The following is a 15,372-nucleotide window of genomic DNA, read 5'->3' as shown; positions in this document are numbered from 1 at the left end:
CCCTTCGATCAGGCCGAGCGGCGCCGCAGCCGGCGGGCCAGCGGCGCCAGGTCACGCCGGGCCAGCGGATAGGCGACGCCCACGAAGACGACGAGCACGGCGAGACCCCCCAATATGCCTTGCACGATGCTGGGAACAGCCTGCGGGGTCGCGCCGAACAAGGCACCCGACCCGGCCACCGCACCCCAGCCCGCGAGCGCGGCCAGACCGGCGGCGAGCAGCGTGACGAGCGTGGTGCGCCCGAGACCGGCCAGCGCCTCGGGTCCCGCATGCCGGCGGACGGCGAGCACCAGCAGGAGTCCGATTGCCGACATGGCCACGGCGTTGGCCAGTCCGAGGGTGAACACCTGGTCGCCCGCGCCGGCGAGCACCAGCGCCACCGCGGCACCCAGGATCCAGCCGGCGGCGGTCGAGCCCGCGGCGGCGACCGTCGCGCCCCGCGCGTAGAGAGCACGCGAGAGCAGTGCGAACAAGGCATAACCGAGCAGGCCGGGGGCGAAGCCGACGATGCCGTCCGCGGCAGGGGCCGCACCGATCAGGTAGGCCACCGGGCCGGCCAGCGCCACCAGGGCGGCCGCGCCCAGCCCGGCCAGCAGCATCACCGACCGCGCGGTCCCGGACAGAGCCGCCCGGTAGGCCGGCTCGTCGCGGTGGCTGGCGGCGGCGGACAGCGAGGGGAAGACCGCGGTGGCCACCGGCACGGCCAGAACCGCCCACGGCAGCAGGAACACGGTCTGGGCGGTGTTGTAGAGGACCAGTCCGCCGCTCGCCGTGAGCGCGATCGCCACCACCAGCATGATCTGCTGCGAGCCGACGGTGACCGCGCCCGCCCAGCCCAGCCGGATGGCCTGCCGGCCCTCGTCACCCGGGAAGCGCAGCGTCCACCGCAGACGCAGGCGCAGCCTCGTCAACGGGATCAGCAGACAGAGGGCGAGCACGGCGACCCCGGCTGTGGTGCCGTAGGCGAGAATCGCCTCGCCGCCGCGGCTCAGCCCGGCGAAGTCGGTCCGGGCGCCGTCCACCGCCGCGTACGAGAGGTAGGCCGTCATCACCGTGACGCTGGACAGCAACGGGGCGATCACCGGCCAGGCGAAGCGGTGGTGGGCCTGGAGCACGCCGGTGAGGACGATGCCGAGGCCGTAGAGCGGCAGCTGCCAGGCGAAGACCTCCAGCATCGCGGCCGCGGTCTGCTGGTGGGCGGCCGGCACATCGGGCAGGAGCCCGGCGATCGGGCCGGCCAGCACCCTGACCAGGACGGCCAGTGGCACGAGCAGCACGACCGACCAGCCGATCAGGGCCGAGGTGACCGCCCCGACCCGCTCGCGGTCACCGGCCGCGACCGCCCCGGCCAGCAGCGGCACCACCAGGCTGGCCAGTGCACCCCCGGCGACCAGCTCGAAGACGATGTTCGGGATCGTGTTGGCGGCGTTGTAGATGTCACCGAGGTCGCCGTGACCGACCGTCTGCAGGAACACGAAGGTGCGCCCGAACCCGGCGAGGCGCGCCACCACCGTGAGCACGGTGATGAGCGCGGCCGCCCCGGCGATCCGCACACCGGGAGCCTGGGCCAGACCGCCGCGGCCCTCGCTCACGCTTGCGGAGGGCGGCGGCCCAGCTCGTCGATGGTGCGCAGCCACGGCGTGTCCTGGATGACCCGGGTGAAGCTGACCTTCTCGCTGGCGGCGGTCAGCGCGCCCAGCACGGTCAGCGCGGCCAGCCGGCCGGCCGGGCCGCTGCGGGCCACCAGAGCCACGCCCAGCAGTGCGCCCAGCGCGTTGGCCCCCGAGTCGCCCAGCATGATCTCTTCGCCCAGGTCGGCCGGCAGCAGCGCCGCCGACGCGCCGAGCGTGCCCGCCGCGATGCCGCCGCGACGACCCAGGGCCAGTGGCGCACCGATGATCGCGCCCGCCTTGATGGCCCGGCCCGGGCGCAGGTCGAGCAGGTTGACGAGGTTGGCCATCCCGGCGATGACCCCCGCGCCGATCAGCACGTCGGCCGCGCGCCCGGCCCGGCTCGACCGGCCGCTGCCGATCAGCGAGCTCGCGATCAGCCCGGCCGCGCCGACCCCGGCGATCTTCACCAGGCCGCTGGTGACCCGGCCCTCGCGCAGCGCGCCCAGGTGACCCGCGAAGCCCTTGGCCGATTTCTGCTCGGGCCGGTTGCCGACGATGTCGTCGTAGAGGCCGACCGCTCCCGAGACAGCGCCGGCGGTGACCGCGGCCGCGCTGAGACGGCCGCCGGGCGCACCCAGGGCCGCCGCCGCGGTCGCCCCCAGCGCCAGCGCCGGGCCACCGGCCAGGGTGACCGTGCGGCCGTGGAAATTGGTGCGCTCCAGGGCGGCGGCGTGCTGATCGCGGCGGATCCAGGCGAGGGCGGCTCGGGCGGCGGCCGAGCCGACGCCGAACGACCGGAGAACTCCAGTGGCCATGGTCGCGAAGTCTAGTGACTGAGCGCTACGACGCGGCCTTGGGCACCAGCGACGCGGCGCCGGCGGCCAGACCGTACTGCCCGACCTTGTTGTCGACCACCCGCTCGGCGGTGGCCATGCCGGTCGCGACCTGGCCGTCGGCGGTGCTGGCGTTGTCCACCGTGGAGATCTTCTTGACCAGCGTCGGGTCGCCGCGCACGGCCGAGATGAGGTTGCCCTCGCCCACGCCGACCCCGGCCACCACCAGCGGGCCGTCGTTGCTCACCTCGGTCGCCATGTAGACCATCGACTGCGCCTTCTTGGCCGCGTCCTTGTCGACGGCGGGCGCACCGGTGATCATCACGGTCGCCTCGGCCCCGCCCACGGCCTTGTCGTCGACCGCGATGTAGCTCTGCTCGCTGTAGGCCGTCAGCACCGCGGTCACATCGGCGGCCGTCGGCTGGCTGACCGGGGCGGCGCCGGTGGTGCCGCTGCGCTGCATCAGGGCGAGCGAGAGCTGCGCGCTCGCCGTCTCGACGCCGTTGCTGTTGAGCGGGACCTCGTTGATCGGGATCGAGGTCTGCGCCGACTCGTTGGCCAGGTCGAGCAGGTCGAGGTCGACCGCCGGGTCGAAGAACTTGTCCTGCACGGTGACCTTGGCGGTGATCGTCGCGCCGGCGATCGTCAGCATCGTGATCACCTTGTCCGCGTACTGGTCGGTGCCCGGCAGGGCCAGCACGGCCAGCTTGCGCCCGGCGAGCCGGCCGTTGAGCACGGTCGGCGCGATCTCGGTGGCGAACTCCTGGTTGCGGCTGATCTCCTCGCGGTACTGGTTGATCTCGTCCCGCTTGTTGCCGAGATCCTTGTTGAGCGCGGTGATCTGGCTCTTGAGGTTGTCGGCCACCGGACCGTTGAGCGCCGCGGTGCCCACAACCAGGCCGATGGCCAGGGCCAGGAAGACCGCGGTGAGCGACACCACGTGGTACCGGAAGTTGATCACGACAGAGCCCCGTAAACGTCAGAAAAGATGCCCGAGCTGGAAGACGAGATTGTCCCACCACTCGGAAACCACGGTCAGGTAAGCCTTCCCGACCGTCGACACCGCCACCGCCGAGGCCATCGCGGCCGTCGCCGAGAGCACCAGCAACAGCAGGGCCGAGCCGGAGATGTTCTGCTTGTAGAGCCGGCTGACACCCTTGGCGTCGACCAGCTTGCCGCCGACCTTGAGCCGGGTCAGGAACGTCGAGGCCATGCCGCCGCGGCCCTTGTCGAGGAACTCGACCAGGTTGGCGTGCGTGCCCACGGCCACGATCAGGGTCGCGCCCTTCTCGTCGGCCAGCAGCATCGCCAGATCCTCGCTGGTGGCCGCGGCCGGGAAGGTCAGCGCGGCCACGTCGAGCTTGTGCACCCGCTCGAGGCCGGGCGCGCGGCCGTCGGGATAGGCGTGCACGACGACCTCGGCCCCGCAGCGCAGCACGTCGTCGGTCACCGAGTCCATGTCACCGATGATCATGTCGGGGGTGTAGCCCGACTCGACCAGCGCGTCGGCCCCGCCGTCGACGCCGATCAGCACCGGCTTGTATTCGTGGATGTAGGGCCGCAGGACGTCGAGGTCGTCCTTGTAGTCGTAGCCGCGGACCACGATCAGCACGTGCCGACCGGCGATGCGGGTCTGCACGTCGGGCACGCCCACGCCGTCGAGCAGCAGGTCGCGCTCCTGCTTGAGGTAGTCCATCGTGTTGGCCGCGAACGCCTCGAGCTGCACCGACAGGCCCTCGCGGGCATCGGCCATCGAGCGCGCGACGGTCTCGGTGTCCTGCCGCACGCCGGTGGCGACCGGCTCGCCGTCGAGCAGCACGGTGTCGCCCTCGATCACCACCGAGTCGCCCTCGCTGAGCCGCTCGAAGACCTCTTCACCGAGGTCGTCGATGAGCACGATGCCGTTCTTGATCAGCACCTCGGGGCCGAGGTTGGGGTACCGCCCCGAGATGGACGGCTTCGCGTTGAGCACGGCGGCCACGCCGACGCCGACCAGCGCGTCGGCGGCCACCCGGTCGATGTCGACGTGATCGATCACGGCGATGTCACCGGGGCGCAGCCGACCGGTCAGACGCTTGGTCCGGCGGTCGAGGCGGGCGGTGCCGGCCAGGGCATCGGGATCGGTGCTCCGCGCACGGCGCAAAGTGGGAAGTCGCATCACGGCCATCCTGACATGCCGCGTCACACGCCTGGCACGCGACATGCGCGATCTCACCCACAAAAGGGGCATTCGCCCCGCTAGTCCCTCTCGGTCATGGTGCCATGACCGAACGCGCTGGTCAGGCCCTTTTCTCGCGCCCCGCGACGGCCAGCAACTCCTCCGCGTGCGCGATGCCCAGATCGGAGTCGGGCAGCCCGGCCAGCATGCGCGACAACTCGCGCGCCCGCTCGGTCTCCTCGACGATCCGGACCCCGCTGGTGGTGATGGCGCCGCCGGTGTCCTTGGCGACGACCAGGTGGCGGTCGGCGAACGCGGCCACCTGCGGCAGGTGGGTCACCACCAGCACCTGGTGGGTGCGCGAGAGCCGGGCCAGCCGCTTGCCGATCTCGACCGCCGCGGTGCCGCCGACACCAGCGTCGACCTCGTCGAAGACCAGGGTCTCGGGGCCGCCCGCACCGGCGAAGACGACCTCGATGGCCAGCATGACCCGGGAGAGCTCACCGCCGGACGCCCCCTTCTGCAGGGGCAGCGACGGCGCACCCGGGTGGGCCAGCAGGCGCAACTCGACCTCGTCGGCCCCGTCCGGCCCGACCGGCAGGTCACCGGCGGTCGGCTCGTCCCTGCCGGCCACCCGCGGGACGACCGCGACCTCGACCTTGGAATGCGGCATGGCCAGGCCGGCGAGCTCGACGCTGACCGCCTCGGAGAACCGGACCGCGGCCTCGGCCCGGGCCGCGGTGAGCCGGGCCGCCAGCTCGCCGACCTGGGCGGAGAGGCGCTGACGTTCCTTGTCGAGCTCGTCGAGCAGCTCGTCGGACGAGTCGAGCGCGGCCAGCTTGGCGCGCGCCTCCTCGGCCCAGACGATGACGCCCTCGACATCGTCGGCGTATTTCCGGGTGAGCGCGCGCAACGCGGCGCGGCGCTCGTAGATCTCCTCGAGCCGGGCCGGGTCGGCGTCAAGACCGCTCAGGTAGGCCGACAGCTCGGCCGAGACGTCGCCGACCAGGGTGGCCGCCTCCTCGATGCGGCCGGCCAGCTCACCCAGCATCGGGTCGACCGGGGCCTGCGCCTCGAGCGTGCGGCGGGCCGTGCCCAGCAGCTGGGTCGCGTCGGGCGCCTCGTCGGTCACCTCGATGCCGCCGGCCAGCGCCTGCGCGGCCAGCGCGGCGGCCACCCGCAGACCCTCGGCGTGCTCGAGCCGCTGCACCTCGGCGCGCAGATCGTCGTCCTCACCGGGCTGCGGGTCGACCCGGCTGATCTCGTCGAGACCGAGCTTGAGCAGATCGGCCTCCTGCGAGCGGGCCCGCGCGTTGCGCCGGCGGTCGGCCAGGTCGTCGACCACGGCCCGCCAGCGCCCATAGGCCTCGCGATAGGTCTCCAGCAGCTTCTCGTGCTCGGGCCCGGCGAACCGGTCGAGCGCGGCCCGCTGCTCGGCCGGGCGCAGCAGCCGCAGCTGGTCGGACTGGCCGTGCACGGCGAGCACCCGCTCGCCCAGGTCGCTGAGCATCGCCACCGGCATGCTGCGGCCGCCGACATGCGCCCGGGAGCGGCCCTCGACGGTCACCGTGCGGCTCAGCAGCACCGAGCCGTCGTCGTCGATCTCGCCCCCGGCGTCGGTGATGCGGGTGGTCACCTCGCCGGCCAGCTTGCCGCCCAGCCGCAGCCGGCCCTCGACGACCGCGCGGCCCGGATCGGCCCGTACGCGGCCCGCGTCGGCCCGGCCGCCGAACAGCAGGCCGAGGCCGGTCACCACCATTGTCTTTCCGGCACCGGTCTCACCGGTGATGACGTTCATGCCCGCCGTCAGCCGCAGCGTCGTGTCGTCGATGACGCCGAGCCCGGTGATGCGCAGTTCCTCCAGCACACGGCAGACAGTATCGGTGCCCCCCGACATTTGCCCACCGGCCGTCACCGCCGATTGCCGCGCCACCCCTCCACCGGGAGGGCGAACTTGGCCACGAGCACATCGGTGAATGGCCTGGGCTGCAGCCGGACCAGGCGTACCGGAAGCTGACCGCGCTCGACGGTCACCTTGGCCCCCGGCGGAAGGTCCCAGGTGCGGCGCCCGTCACAGCAGAGCACGGCGAACGAGGTGTAGGGGTCGACGGTGAGCGCGAACGTCGACGTCGGGGCGGTCACCAGCGGCTTGCTGAACAGGGCGTGGGCACTGATCGGGACCAGCAGCAGCGCCTCGACCTCGGGCCAGACCACCGGGCCGCCACCGGAGAACGCGTACGCCGTCGAACCGGTCGGCGTCGCGCACACCACACCGTCGCAGCCGTAGCGGGCCAGCGGCCGGCCGTCGACGTCGACCAGCAGCTCGAGCATCTGGGCCCGCTGGCCCTTCTCGACGCTCACCTCGTTGAGCGCCCACGACTCGGCGATCACGCGGCCGCCGTACTCGGCCCGGACGTCCAGGGTCAGGCGCTCGTCCACCTTGTAGGCACCGGCCACCACGTCCTTGACCGCTTGGTCGAGGTGGTCGATCTCGGCCTCGGCCAGGAAACCGACCTTGCCCAGGTTGATGCCGAGCAGCGGTGCCTTGACCGGGCGGGCCAGCTCGGCGGCGCGCAGGAAGGTGCCGTCACCGCCCATCGCGAGCACGATCTCGACGCCCTCGGCCGCGGCCAGGGTCGGACCGCCCTCCACCGTGGTCACCTCGGGCGGCAGATCGAGATCGGCCACCTCCTCGGCGATCACCCGGACCTCGAAACCGGCCGCGAGCAGGTCCTGAGCCACCGTCCGGGCATGCTGCGTGCTCTGCCTCCGGCCGGTGTGGGTGACCAGCAGAGCCGAGCGGGTCATGAGTCCTCCAAGGGGGCGGCCGTCTGCTCCGGCCCGGCAGAAGCTACCTTGCCGCCGGGCCCGGCGGCGACAACTTCTTCGATCTCCGCTCGATCGGCGGGTGGGGCGTCGCGGCGGAACCAGACGAAGAACTCGACGTTCCCGCTCGGCCCGGGCAGCGGGCTGGCGGTCACCCCGGCCACGCCGAGACCCAGCTCGGCGGCGGCCGCGGCCACGTCGAGCACCGCTTCCGCGCGCAACTGCCAATCCCGTACGACGCCGCCCGCCCCCACCCGGTCCTTGCCCACCTCGAACTGGGGTTTGACCATGAGCGCGAGGTCGCCGCCGGGCGCCGTGCAGCCGGCCAGGGCGGGCAGGACCAGCCGCAGCGAGATGAACGAGAGATCGGCCACAGTCAGGTCGACGAGGCCGCCGATCGACTCCGGCGTGATCGCCCGGACGTTGGTCCGCTCGAAGATCACGACCCGCTCGTCGGTGCGGATCGGCCAGGCCAGCTGGCCGTAGCCGACGTCGACGGCGACCACCTGCCGGGCGCCGGCGCGCAGCAGCACGTCGGTGAACCCGCCGGTGGAAGCCCCGGCGTCGAGGCAGCGACGCCCCTCGACGGCCAGCCCTCGCGGGCCGAACGCGGCGAGCGCGCCGGCCAGCTTGTGGCCGCCGCGCGAGACGTACTCGGTCGCCGGGTCCTCCCCGGTGACCAGCACCGGGTCGGCCGGGTCGACCATCGCGGCCACCTTGCGGGCCACCGTGCCGCGCACCTGCACGCGGCCGGCCTCGACCAGCTGGGCGGCCTGCTCGCGGGAGCGGGCCAGCTTGCGGCGGACCAGCTCGGCGTCGAGCCGGGCCCGCTTCACCGGTCGATGCTCGCCAGGGTCTCCTGGAGAACCTGGTGAGCCGCCTCGTACTCGGCGATCTGCTCGGACGGCGCCAGCCGGGACGCGTTCTCCAGCGAGCTAAGCACGGCGTCGACGGCCGGGTGGCCGGTCTCCCGCACGATCTCACCGGTGGCCTCGTCGACCGCCGACGGCAGGTTGACAGCGACCTGGGCCGGGGCCTGCGGGCCGCCGGTGGCCGGGCTGGTGGCCGGGCCGGTGGGCGGCACCGACGGGCGCGGCGGGCCGGGCCGGAAACCGCCGGGCTGCGGGCCGGGGCGGAAACCGCCGGGCTGGGGGCCCGGACGGAAACCGCCCGGCTGGGGGCCGGGCTTCGGGAACGTCATCGGCTCACGCCTCCGGGCTCGGCTGCGCCGGGGGCAGCTCGGTGGCGGCGGCGGCGTCCCGGACGCCCGCGGTGGGCGCCTCGGCGGTGCCGGCCGGTGCGGCCGGGGTGGCCTTCTTGGCCGTCGCCTTCTTCGCGGCCTTCTTGGCCGGTGGCTCCGTGCTCGGCGCGGCCTTCCTGGCCGGTGTCTCCGTGCCCGGCGCGGCCTTCTTGGCAACCGTCTTCTTGGCCGGAGCGTTCTTGGCCGGAGTGCTCTTGGCCGGAGTGCTCTTGGCCGCGGTCTTCTTGGCCGGGCTTGCGCCCAGCGCCTCCGCCTCCGCCGTGGCCGGGGCGATCTTCGCGGTCGACCGCAGGTCGGCCGGGATCACCTCGTCGGGCGTCGGCACGGCCTTGGCCGGAGCCTTCTTGGCCATCGCCTTCTTCGCGACCGCCTTCGTGGCCGGGGTCTCGCGGGGTGAGTTGGCCGGCGGCTGGGAACCGATGGTGCCCGCCGACGGCATCGCGTTGGGAACGGCCTTCTTCGCCACGGCCTTCTTGGCCGGTCGCGGCAACGGCGCCGGCCGGTCGATCCGGGTGCCACCGGTGCCCTCGCTGGGCGCGTCGGCCGCCACCCCGGTCTCGGCCCGGGACTCGGCGTCCCGCAACTGCCGTTCCAGATCCCGGACGCGGGTGGTCAGCTCAGTGACCTCCTCGGCGGTGGCCAGGCCGACCACCCCGAGCGCCTTGTCCACCTCGTAGCGGACGATGTTGGTCAGCGCCTCACGGTTCGCCATGCCGGCCGACAGCAGATCGTCGACCAGGCCCTGCAACTGGGTGGCCGTGGCACCGCCACGGTTCACCACGTCACCCACGACCTTCTGGGCACGCTTACGCGGTGCTTCGGTCAATCCGAGCGCCATCTCCAGATACGCCCGCCATGCGTCCGGCATGTTCCGCTCCTCTCACGGCTCGTGGGTTGCCACGCTACCGGGCGCTTCGCAGTACTTCGTGAGGTACGGTGCCGTACGCGCACCGGTGTCGTGAGGAAAGAGGTTCGATGGCCACCGTGGACGAGTGCCGGCAGGCACTGCACGACCTGGCGGCGAGGCTCGAGCGCAACGCGGAGACGCGGGGCAGACTCGACTTCGACCGCACGCTGGCGTGCCGGGTCACCGATCTCGAGACGGCCTTCCACGGCCGGCTCGTGGGCGGCCTGCTGACCGACATAGCCGACGGCGACGACCCCAAGGCCAAGATCGCCCTGATCGCGAGCAGCGACGACCTGATCGCGCTGATCGGCGGCCGGCTCGACGTCACCCGGGCCATCGCCGCCCGCCAGATCCAGGTCAAGGCCAACCCGTTCGACCTGCTGAAGCTGCGCAAGCTTCTCTGACGCGGGCCACTCAGCGTCCGGTGTGGTCCAGGGCGGGCATCCGCCAGCCCTGGGCGAGCCGCGACGGGTGCAGGTTGACGCCGCCGCCGAAGAACTCGGTGAACTTCATGATGAGCGGATCCCACCGCAGCGGGTCGACGTGGGCCGTGCCCGGGATCAGCAGGCTGTCGTCCACGTGCGTGCGGAGGACCTCGATCTCGTACGCCGTGGCGTGCAGATCACCGGTGAAGCCGTGCGCCCGCACGACGCGGCACTCCATCTGGATCAGGCACTCGGCGACGCGCGGCGGCGCCACCAGATCGGACGTCTGTGCGCTCAGGCCGCCGAGCGCGAACTTGTCGGCGACGTACCGGTAGCCCTGCTCGGCCTTGGCCGCCGGCACATCGGGCCGTCCCGTGGTCATGGCGATCCGGTCGACCGCCCCGACAAGCCCGGACGACGGCAGGTTGAGGACACATTCCCGCTCGCGCCGCAGGTTCTCGGCCGTCCGGCTGCGGTCGCCCATCCCGAGCATCGCCGACTGCCCCAGCCACCAGGCCGACGACATCGGCGCCAGGTTGGCGGTGCCGTCGGCGTTGACCGTGCTGATCAGAACCACGGGCGTGCCGAAGTAAAGGACCTTGAGGCCCGGTACGAGATGCATGCCCTCATGCTCGCCCGGCGCCCCGGTGGGATGCTGGCGGCTTTCGGACGTCGCGTCCACGACCGGGCTCCTCAACCCCGTGCGGTCCACACCGAAATCCCCAGCCCGGCGCGGCCCGGACCCGGACCTCAGCCCGGTGCGGCCCACACTCAGACCTCAGCCCGGCGCGGCCCACGCGCGGGTCCGTCCGCCCGGATCCTCGGCGCGGTGTGGTCAGAGGTTCCAGGACTCGAGCAGCTTGCGGGCGGCGTCCGAGTTCGGCCGGAGGGCCGGCACGGCGACGCCTGACCACGTGACGGCGCACAGCAGACGCAGAGCTACGACCGGGTCGCCGGCCCCGTCGAGGGTGGCGGTGTCACCCTCGCGGGTGACGGTCCAGCCGGCTGCCTGGTCCGCCTGAAGGGGCACGGTCGCCTCCTCGGCCGGGCGGAACAGGGCGGAGAGGTCGGCCGACACGTACGTGGGACGGCGCGACTCCTCGGCGGCCAGCAGGTCGGCCGGACTGCTGACGCCGGTCAGCACCAGCAGGCTGTCCACGCCCGACGTGACCGCGCCCTGGATGTCGGTGTCGAGACGGTCGCCGACGGCCAGCGGGTGCTCGGCCTTCGCCTGCGTCGCGGCGGTGGTGAACAGGGCCGGCTCGGGCTTGCCGACCACCAGGTCGGGTTCGCGGTCGAGGGCGGTCCGCAGCACAGCGACCAGCGAACCGTTGCCGGGCAACGGGCCGCGCGGGCTGGGCAGGGTGCGGTCGGTGTTGGTCGCCACCCACAAAGCACCCGCCCGGATCGCGAGGGACGCCTCGCTGAGGACCTGCCAGCCGACGTCCGGGCCGAAGCCCTGCACCACCGCGGCCGGCTTGTCCCCGGCCGACTCGACCACGGTCAGGCCGGCCTCGGACACCTCGTCACGCAGCGCGTCGGCCCCGACCACCAGCACCGGGGCGCCTGCGGGGAGCTTCTCGGCGAGCACGGCGGCCGAGGCGCCGGCCGAGGTGAGCACCTCGGCCGGCTGCGCCGGCACACCCATGCCGGTGAGCAGGTCGGCGACGGCGGCGGCACGGCGGGACGCGTTGTTGGTCGCGTACGCCACTGCCGTCTTCCGCTGCCGCAACTGCTCGATTGCCTCGGGCGCGCCGGGGATCGGCTTGTCGATCAGGTAGACGACGCCGTCCAGGTCGAAGATGACCAGGTCGTAGCCGCCTACCAGATCGCCGCTCACTCCTGGGACTGCTTCGGCTCGCTCACGAACTCGTCGCCCTGGCCGGCCGGCTTCTCGTCGCCGGACTGCGCCCGCTTCTCGTCCGCCAGCTCCTCCGCGTCGGCCTCGAGCTCCTCCGCGACATCCTCGACGGCCACCGGGTCGGTGTTCACGTCGGTGTCCGCCGCGGCGACCGGCTCGTCGTCCTCATCCTCGAGGTCGGCGCCGACCCGCGCGACCGGCTTGTCGGCGTCGCCCAGCGCGGCCGGCTCGTCGTCGTCGTCGGCGGCGGCGTCGCTCAGCGCGGCGGGCTCGTCGTCGTCGAGGTCGTCCTCGTCGTCGTCGGCGGCGTCGGACCGCGCTGCCGCGCCGTCGTCCCCGTCGGCGTCGCTCAGCGCGGCCGGCTCGTCGTCGTCGTCGAGGTCGTCCTCGTCGTCGGCGTCGGACCGGGCGGCAGGCGCGTCGTCTTCCTCGTCCTCGTCGTAGTCGTCCTCGTCGTAGTCGTCCTCATCCTCGTCGCCGTCGAGAGCCGCCCGCCCGTCGCGCTCGGACTCCTCCTCGTCGGGGGTCGTGCCGCTGCGCACGTCACCCTCGGTGGGCTCGGTGTCCTCGTCCTGGAGCGTCACCCCGTCGAGCTCGAGCAGGCGCTCGGCCGCATCGGTGAGACCGTCCTCGTCGGCCGTGGCGGCGCGGGTGAACCACTCCCGGGCCTCCTCGCGCCGGCCGGCGGCGAGAAGAGCGTCGGCGTACGCGTACCGCAGGCGCGCGGCCCACTCGGCGTCCTCGTCGGCGTTGAGCTCGCGAACCTGCAACATCGACACGGCCGCCTCGTGCTGGCCGAGGTCGCCCCGGGCACCGGCCGCCACGATCAGCAGCTCGATCGCCCCGGACTTGTCCATCTTCTCGACGTCGGCGCCACGGTAGAGGTCGATCGCCCGCTCGGGACGGCCGAGCGCGCGCTCGCAGTCGGCCAGCTCGGCCAGGTGCGTCTGCCGCCCGGTCATCCGGTGGTAGGTGCGCAGCTCGGCGATCGCGGTCGTCCAGTCCCCCGCCGCATACGCGGCCAGGCCCACGGCCTCACGGACCACGGCGATGCGGGACGCGAGCCGCCGCGCGGCGATCGCGTGCTGCAGCGCCAGCTCGGCGTCCTCGTCGATGATCTGGCCGGCCGCCACGAGGTGCCGCGAGACCTTGTCGGCGACCTCGCGGGCCAGCGACATCAGCTCGGCCCGGACCTCGTTGTCGAGATCGGTCGCCTCGATGTCCTCGGGGATGTCCGGCGCCACGAAGGACTGCTGGTCGTCGCGCAGCCGCTCGTCGTTGGCCGGGTGCTGGTTCTCCCGGTCGTCACGCACCCGGGGCGCCCGGTCCTCACGGTCGCGGTAGCCGCCCTCGCGGGGAGCACGGTCGTCCCGGCCGCGGAAGCCACCCTCGCGGGGGCCGCGGTCGTCGCGGTCACGGAACGGACGGTCACCTTGCGGACGGTCGCCCTGGGGACGGTCGCCCTGCGGACGGTCGCGGTAGCCGCTGCCGCCGCGGTTGCCCGGCCGGTCACCCTGCGGCCGGTCGCCGCCGCGGAAGCCACCCCGGTCGTCCCGGCCCTGACCGCGATCCTGGTAGCCGCCACGGTCGCGGTCACCGCGGTAACCGCCCGAGCCACCGGAGCCGCCCTGGAAGCTGCCGCGCGGGCCACCGGTCTCCCGGTCGCCGCCCTGCGGACGGTCACCACCGCGGAAGCCACCCCGGTCGTCCCGGCCCTGCCCACGATCCTGGTAGCCGCCCCGCTCACGGTCGCGGAAGCCGCCACCCTGGGGGCGGTCCCCCCGGTCCTGATAGCCGCCACCCTGCGGACGGTCACCGCGGTAGCCACCGCCCTGGGGACGGTCACCACCCCGGAAACCACCGCGGTCGTCCCGGGTCGGTCCACGGTCGGACGAGCCACCGCGGTATCCACCCTGGGGACGGTCGCCACGGTCCTGGAACCCACCACGGTCACGGTCACGGAAGCCACCACCCTGAGGGCGGTCCCCCCGGTCCTGGAAGCCGCCGCTCTGAGGGCGGTCACCGCGGTAGCCACCGCCCTGGGGGCGGTCGCCACGGTCCTGGAACCCACCACGGTCACGGTCGCGGAAGCCGCCACCCTGGGGACGGTCGCCACGGTCCTGGAACCCACCACGGTCACGGTCACGGAAGCCGCCACCCTGCGGACGATCACCACGGTCCTGGAAGCCGCCGCTCTGGGGGCGGTCACCGCGGTAGCCACCGCCCTGGGGGCGGTCGCCACGGTCCTGGAAGCCGCCACGCTCACGGTCGCGGAAGCCACCCTGAGGGCGATCCCCCCGGTCCTGATAACCGCCACCCTGCGGACGGTCACCGCGGTAGCCACCGCCCTGGGGGCGGTCACCACCCCGGAAGCCACCACTCTGAGGACGGTCACCGCGATAGCCACCGGTCTGCGGACGATCGCCGCGATAGCCGCCACCCTGGGGACGGTCACCACCCCGGAAACCGCCACTCTGAGGACGGTCGCCCCGGTAGCCGCCGCTCTGCGGACGGTCGCCGCCCTGGGGACGGTCGCCGCGATAGCCGCCGCTCTGCGGACGGTCGCCGCCCTGGGGACGGTCGCCGCGGTAGCCGCCCCGGTCACGGTCGCCGCCGCCGGTCACGCCACGACGGTCGCCGCCGCCCTGGTATCCCCCGCCGCCACCCTGGTAGCCACCACGGTCACGGTCGCCGCCGCGGAAACCACCACGGTCGCCGCCACCGGAATAGCCGCCACCCTGGGGACGGTCGCCACCACGGAAGCCCCCGCGGTCGCCGCCGCCGGTCGAACCGCCACGGTCACCACCGCGGTAGCCGCCACGGTCACCACCGCCGGCGGATCCACCACGGTCACCGCCCCGGAAGCCCCCACGGTCGCGGTCACCGCCCCGGAACCCGCCTCGGTCACGGTCGCCGCCTCGGAATCCGCCACGGTCGCCACCGGAGGAGCCGCCGCGGTCACGGTCACCGCCCCGGTCGCCCCGGAATCCGCCACGGTCGCCCTCGCGACCGCGGCCGCCTCGGCCCTCGTCATCGCGGGGGGCGGAGCCGCCCTCGTCCTGGGGTCCAGTAGTCACGGATCAATCCTTCCGATACGGCCGGCCCTCCTCGACATGGCGGGCTTGCCTCGACATTCAAAGCTACTCGGGTACGAACACACAAAAGCAGCCGAGGGCCGACCCCGTTAAGGGGCGGCCCTCGGCTTCACGTTGAGTCCGGCGGCGTCCTACTCTCCCACACCCTCACGAGTGCAGTACCATCGGCGCTGGAGGGCTTAGCTTCCGGGTTCGGAATGAGACCGGGCGTTTCCCCTCCGCTATGACCACCGAAACAGCAATCAGCGGAACAAACAAACCAGTATCAGCAGCCGGCCCCTTGTCGGGGGTGGCGCTTCTGGTTGTTCGTTTGCTGTGAATCACACAGTGGACGCAAGCGCAATGTTTAGGGTGGTTAAGCCCTCGGCCTATTAGTACCGGTCGACTGAACCA

The 15,372-nt window shown here is 73.1% G+C and carries 14 protein-coding genes and 1 rRNA gene; 2 read left to right on the top strand and 13 right to left on the bottom strand.

Annotated features, from left to right (window positions below; all coding sequences use genetic code 11):
• Positions 1-8 precede the first annotated feature (8 nt).
• The 9 genes from murJ to NAG42_RS44365 all read right to left on the bottom strand — a co-directional run bounded on the left by murJ (position 9) and on the right by NAG42_RS44365 (position 9,559).
• On the bottom strand, positions 9-1,592 hold the full coding sequence (gene murJ, locus NAG42_RS25420) for a murein biosynthesis integral membrane protein MurJ (RefSeq protein ID WP_250033520.1): 1,584 nt from the start codon (positions 1,590-1,592) through the stop codon (positions 9-11).
• Complete coding sequence (locus NAG42_RS25415) at positions 1,589-2,428, bottom strand: hypothetical protein (RefSeq protein ID WP_250033519.1); 840 nt, start codon at positions 2,426-2,428, stop codon at positions 1,589-1,591. The genes murJ and NAG42_RS25415 overlap by 4 nt, the downstream gene beginning before the upstream one ends.
• Positions 2,429-2,453: 25 nt before the next feature.
• The gene (locus NAG42_RS25410) at positions 2,454-3,407 is read right to left on the bottom strand and encodes a copper transporter (protein ID WP_250033518.1); all 954 of its coding nucleotides are present in this window, start codon (positions 3,405-3,407) and stop codon (positions 2,454-2,456) included.
• 18 nt (positions 3,408-3,425) lie between these two features.
• A complete protein-coding gene (gene steA / locus NAG42_RS25405; protein WP_250033517.1) occupies positions 3,426-4,604 on the bottom strand; it encodes a putative cytokinetic ring protein SteA in 1,179 nt (392 codons plus the stop codon).
• Between the two features lie 121 nt (positions 4,605-4,725).
• Positions 4,726-6,471, bottom strand: a complete 1,746-nt coding sequence (gene recN, locus NAG42_RS25400; protein ID WP_250033516.1) for a DNA repair protein RecN — start codon at positions 6,469-6,471, stop codon at positions 4,726-4,728.
• Positions 6,472-6,515: 44 nt separating this feature from the next.
• Positions 6,516-7,412 (bottom strand): NAD kinase, encoded by an 897-nt coding sequence (locus tag NAG42_RS25395; RefSeq protein WP_250033515.1) that lies wholly within the window; start codon positions 7,410-7,412, stop codon positions 6,516-6,518.
• A complete protein-coding gene (locus NAG42_RS25390) occupies positions 7,409-8,266 on the bottom strand; it encodes a TlyA family RNA methyltransferase (RefSeq protein WP_250033514.1) in 858 nt (285 codons plus the stop codon). Before NAG42_RS25390 ends, NAG42_RS25395 begins: the two co-directional genes overlap by 4 nt.
• Positions 8,263-8,631: a hypothetical protein gene (locus NAG42_RS25385; protein WP_250034556.1), complete on the bottom strand. Its 369-nt coding sequence runs from the start codon at positions 8,629-8,631 to the stop codon at positions 8,263-8,265. Before NAG42_RS25385 ends, NAG42_RS25390 begins: the two co-directional genes overlap by 4 nt.
• A 4-nt stretch (positions 8,632-8,635) precedes the next feature.
• On the bottom strand, positions 8,636-9,559 hold the full coding sequence (locus tag NAG42_RS44365; RefSeq protein WP_284045891.1) for a phasin family protein: 924 nt from the start codon (positions 9,557-9,559) through the stop codon (positions 8,636-8,638).
• A 107-nt stretch (positions 9,560-9,666) separates the two neighbouring features.
• On the opposite strand from NAG42_RS44365, the gene NAG42_RS25375 reads away from it, so the two are divergent.
• The gene (locus NAG42_RS25375; RefSeq protein ID WP_250033513.1) at positions 9,667-10,002 is read left to right on the top strand and encodes an SCP2 sterol-binding domain-containing protein; all 336 of its coding nucleotides are present in this window, start codon (positions 9,667-9,669) and stop codon (positions 10,000-10,002) included.
• Positions 10,003-10,012: 10 nt separating this feature from the next.
• On the opposite strand, the gene NAG42_RS25370 is transcribed toward NAG42_RS25375, so the two are convergent.
• From NAG42_RS25370 to NAG42_RS25360, 3 genes are all read right to left on the bottom strand, one after another.
• The gene (locus NAG42_RS25370) at positions 10,013-10,645 is read right to left on the bottom strand and encodes a flavin reductase family protein (RefSeq protein ID WP_250033512.1); all 633 of its coding nucleotides are present in this window, start codon (positions 10,643-10,645) and stop codon (positions 10,013-10,015) included.
• Between the two features lie 213 nt (positions 10,646-10,858).
• Positions 10,859-11,863 (bottom strand): HAD-IIA family hydrolase, encoded by a 1,005-nt coding sequence (locus NAG42_RS25365; protein WP_250033510.1) that lies wholly within the window; start codon positions 11,861-11,863, stop codon positions 10,859-10,861.
• On the bottom strand, positions 11,860-13,197 hold the full coding sequence (locus NAG42_RS25360; protein ID WP_250033506.1) for a hypothetical protein: 1,338 nt from the start codon (positions 13,195-13,197) through the stop codon (positions 11,860-11,862). Before NAG42_RS25360 ends, NAG42_RS25365 begins: the two co-directional genes overlap by 4 nt.
• Here NAG42_RS25360 and NAG42_RS25355 point away from each other — a divergent pair.
• Positions 13,171-15,072, top strand: a complete 1,902-nt coding sequence (locus tag NAG42_RS25355; RefSeq protein WP_250033504.1) for a ribonuclease E domain-containing protein — start codon at positions 13,171-13,173, stop codon at positions 15,070-15,072. The two genes, NAG42_RS25360 and NAG42_RS25355, sit on opposite strands and share 27 nt — an antisense overlap.
• 25 nt (positions 15,073-15,097) lie before the next feature.
• On the opposite strand, the gene rrf is transcribed toward NAG42_RS25355, so the two are convergent.
• Positions 15,098-15,214 (bottom strand): 5S ribosomal RNA (gene rrf / locus NAG42_RS25350).
• Positions 15,215-15,372 lie beyond the last annotated feature (158 nt).

Origin of the sequence: Paractinoplanes maris, from assembly GCF_023544465.1 — a bacterium.
In the GTDB taxonomy this organism is placed as follows: domain Bacteria; phylum Actinomycetota; class Actinomycetes; order Mycobacteriales; family Micromonosporaceae; genus Actinoplanes; species Actinoplanes maris.
The sequence above is the reverse complement of the archived record's forward strand: the minus strand, read 5'-3'. Positions and strand labels throughout refer to the sequence as shown.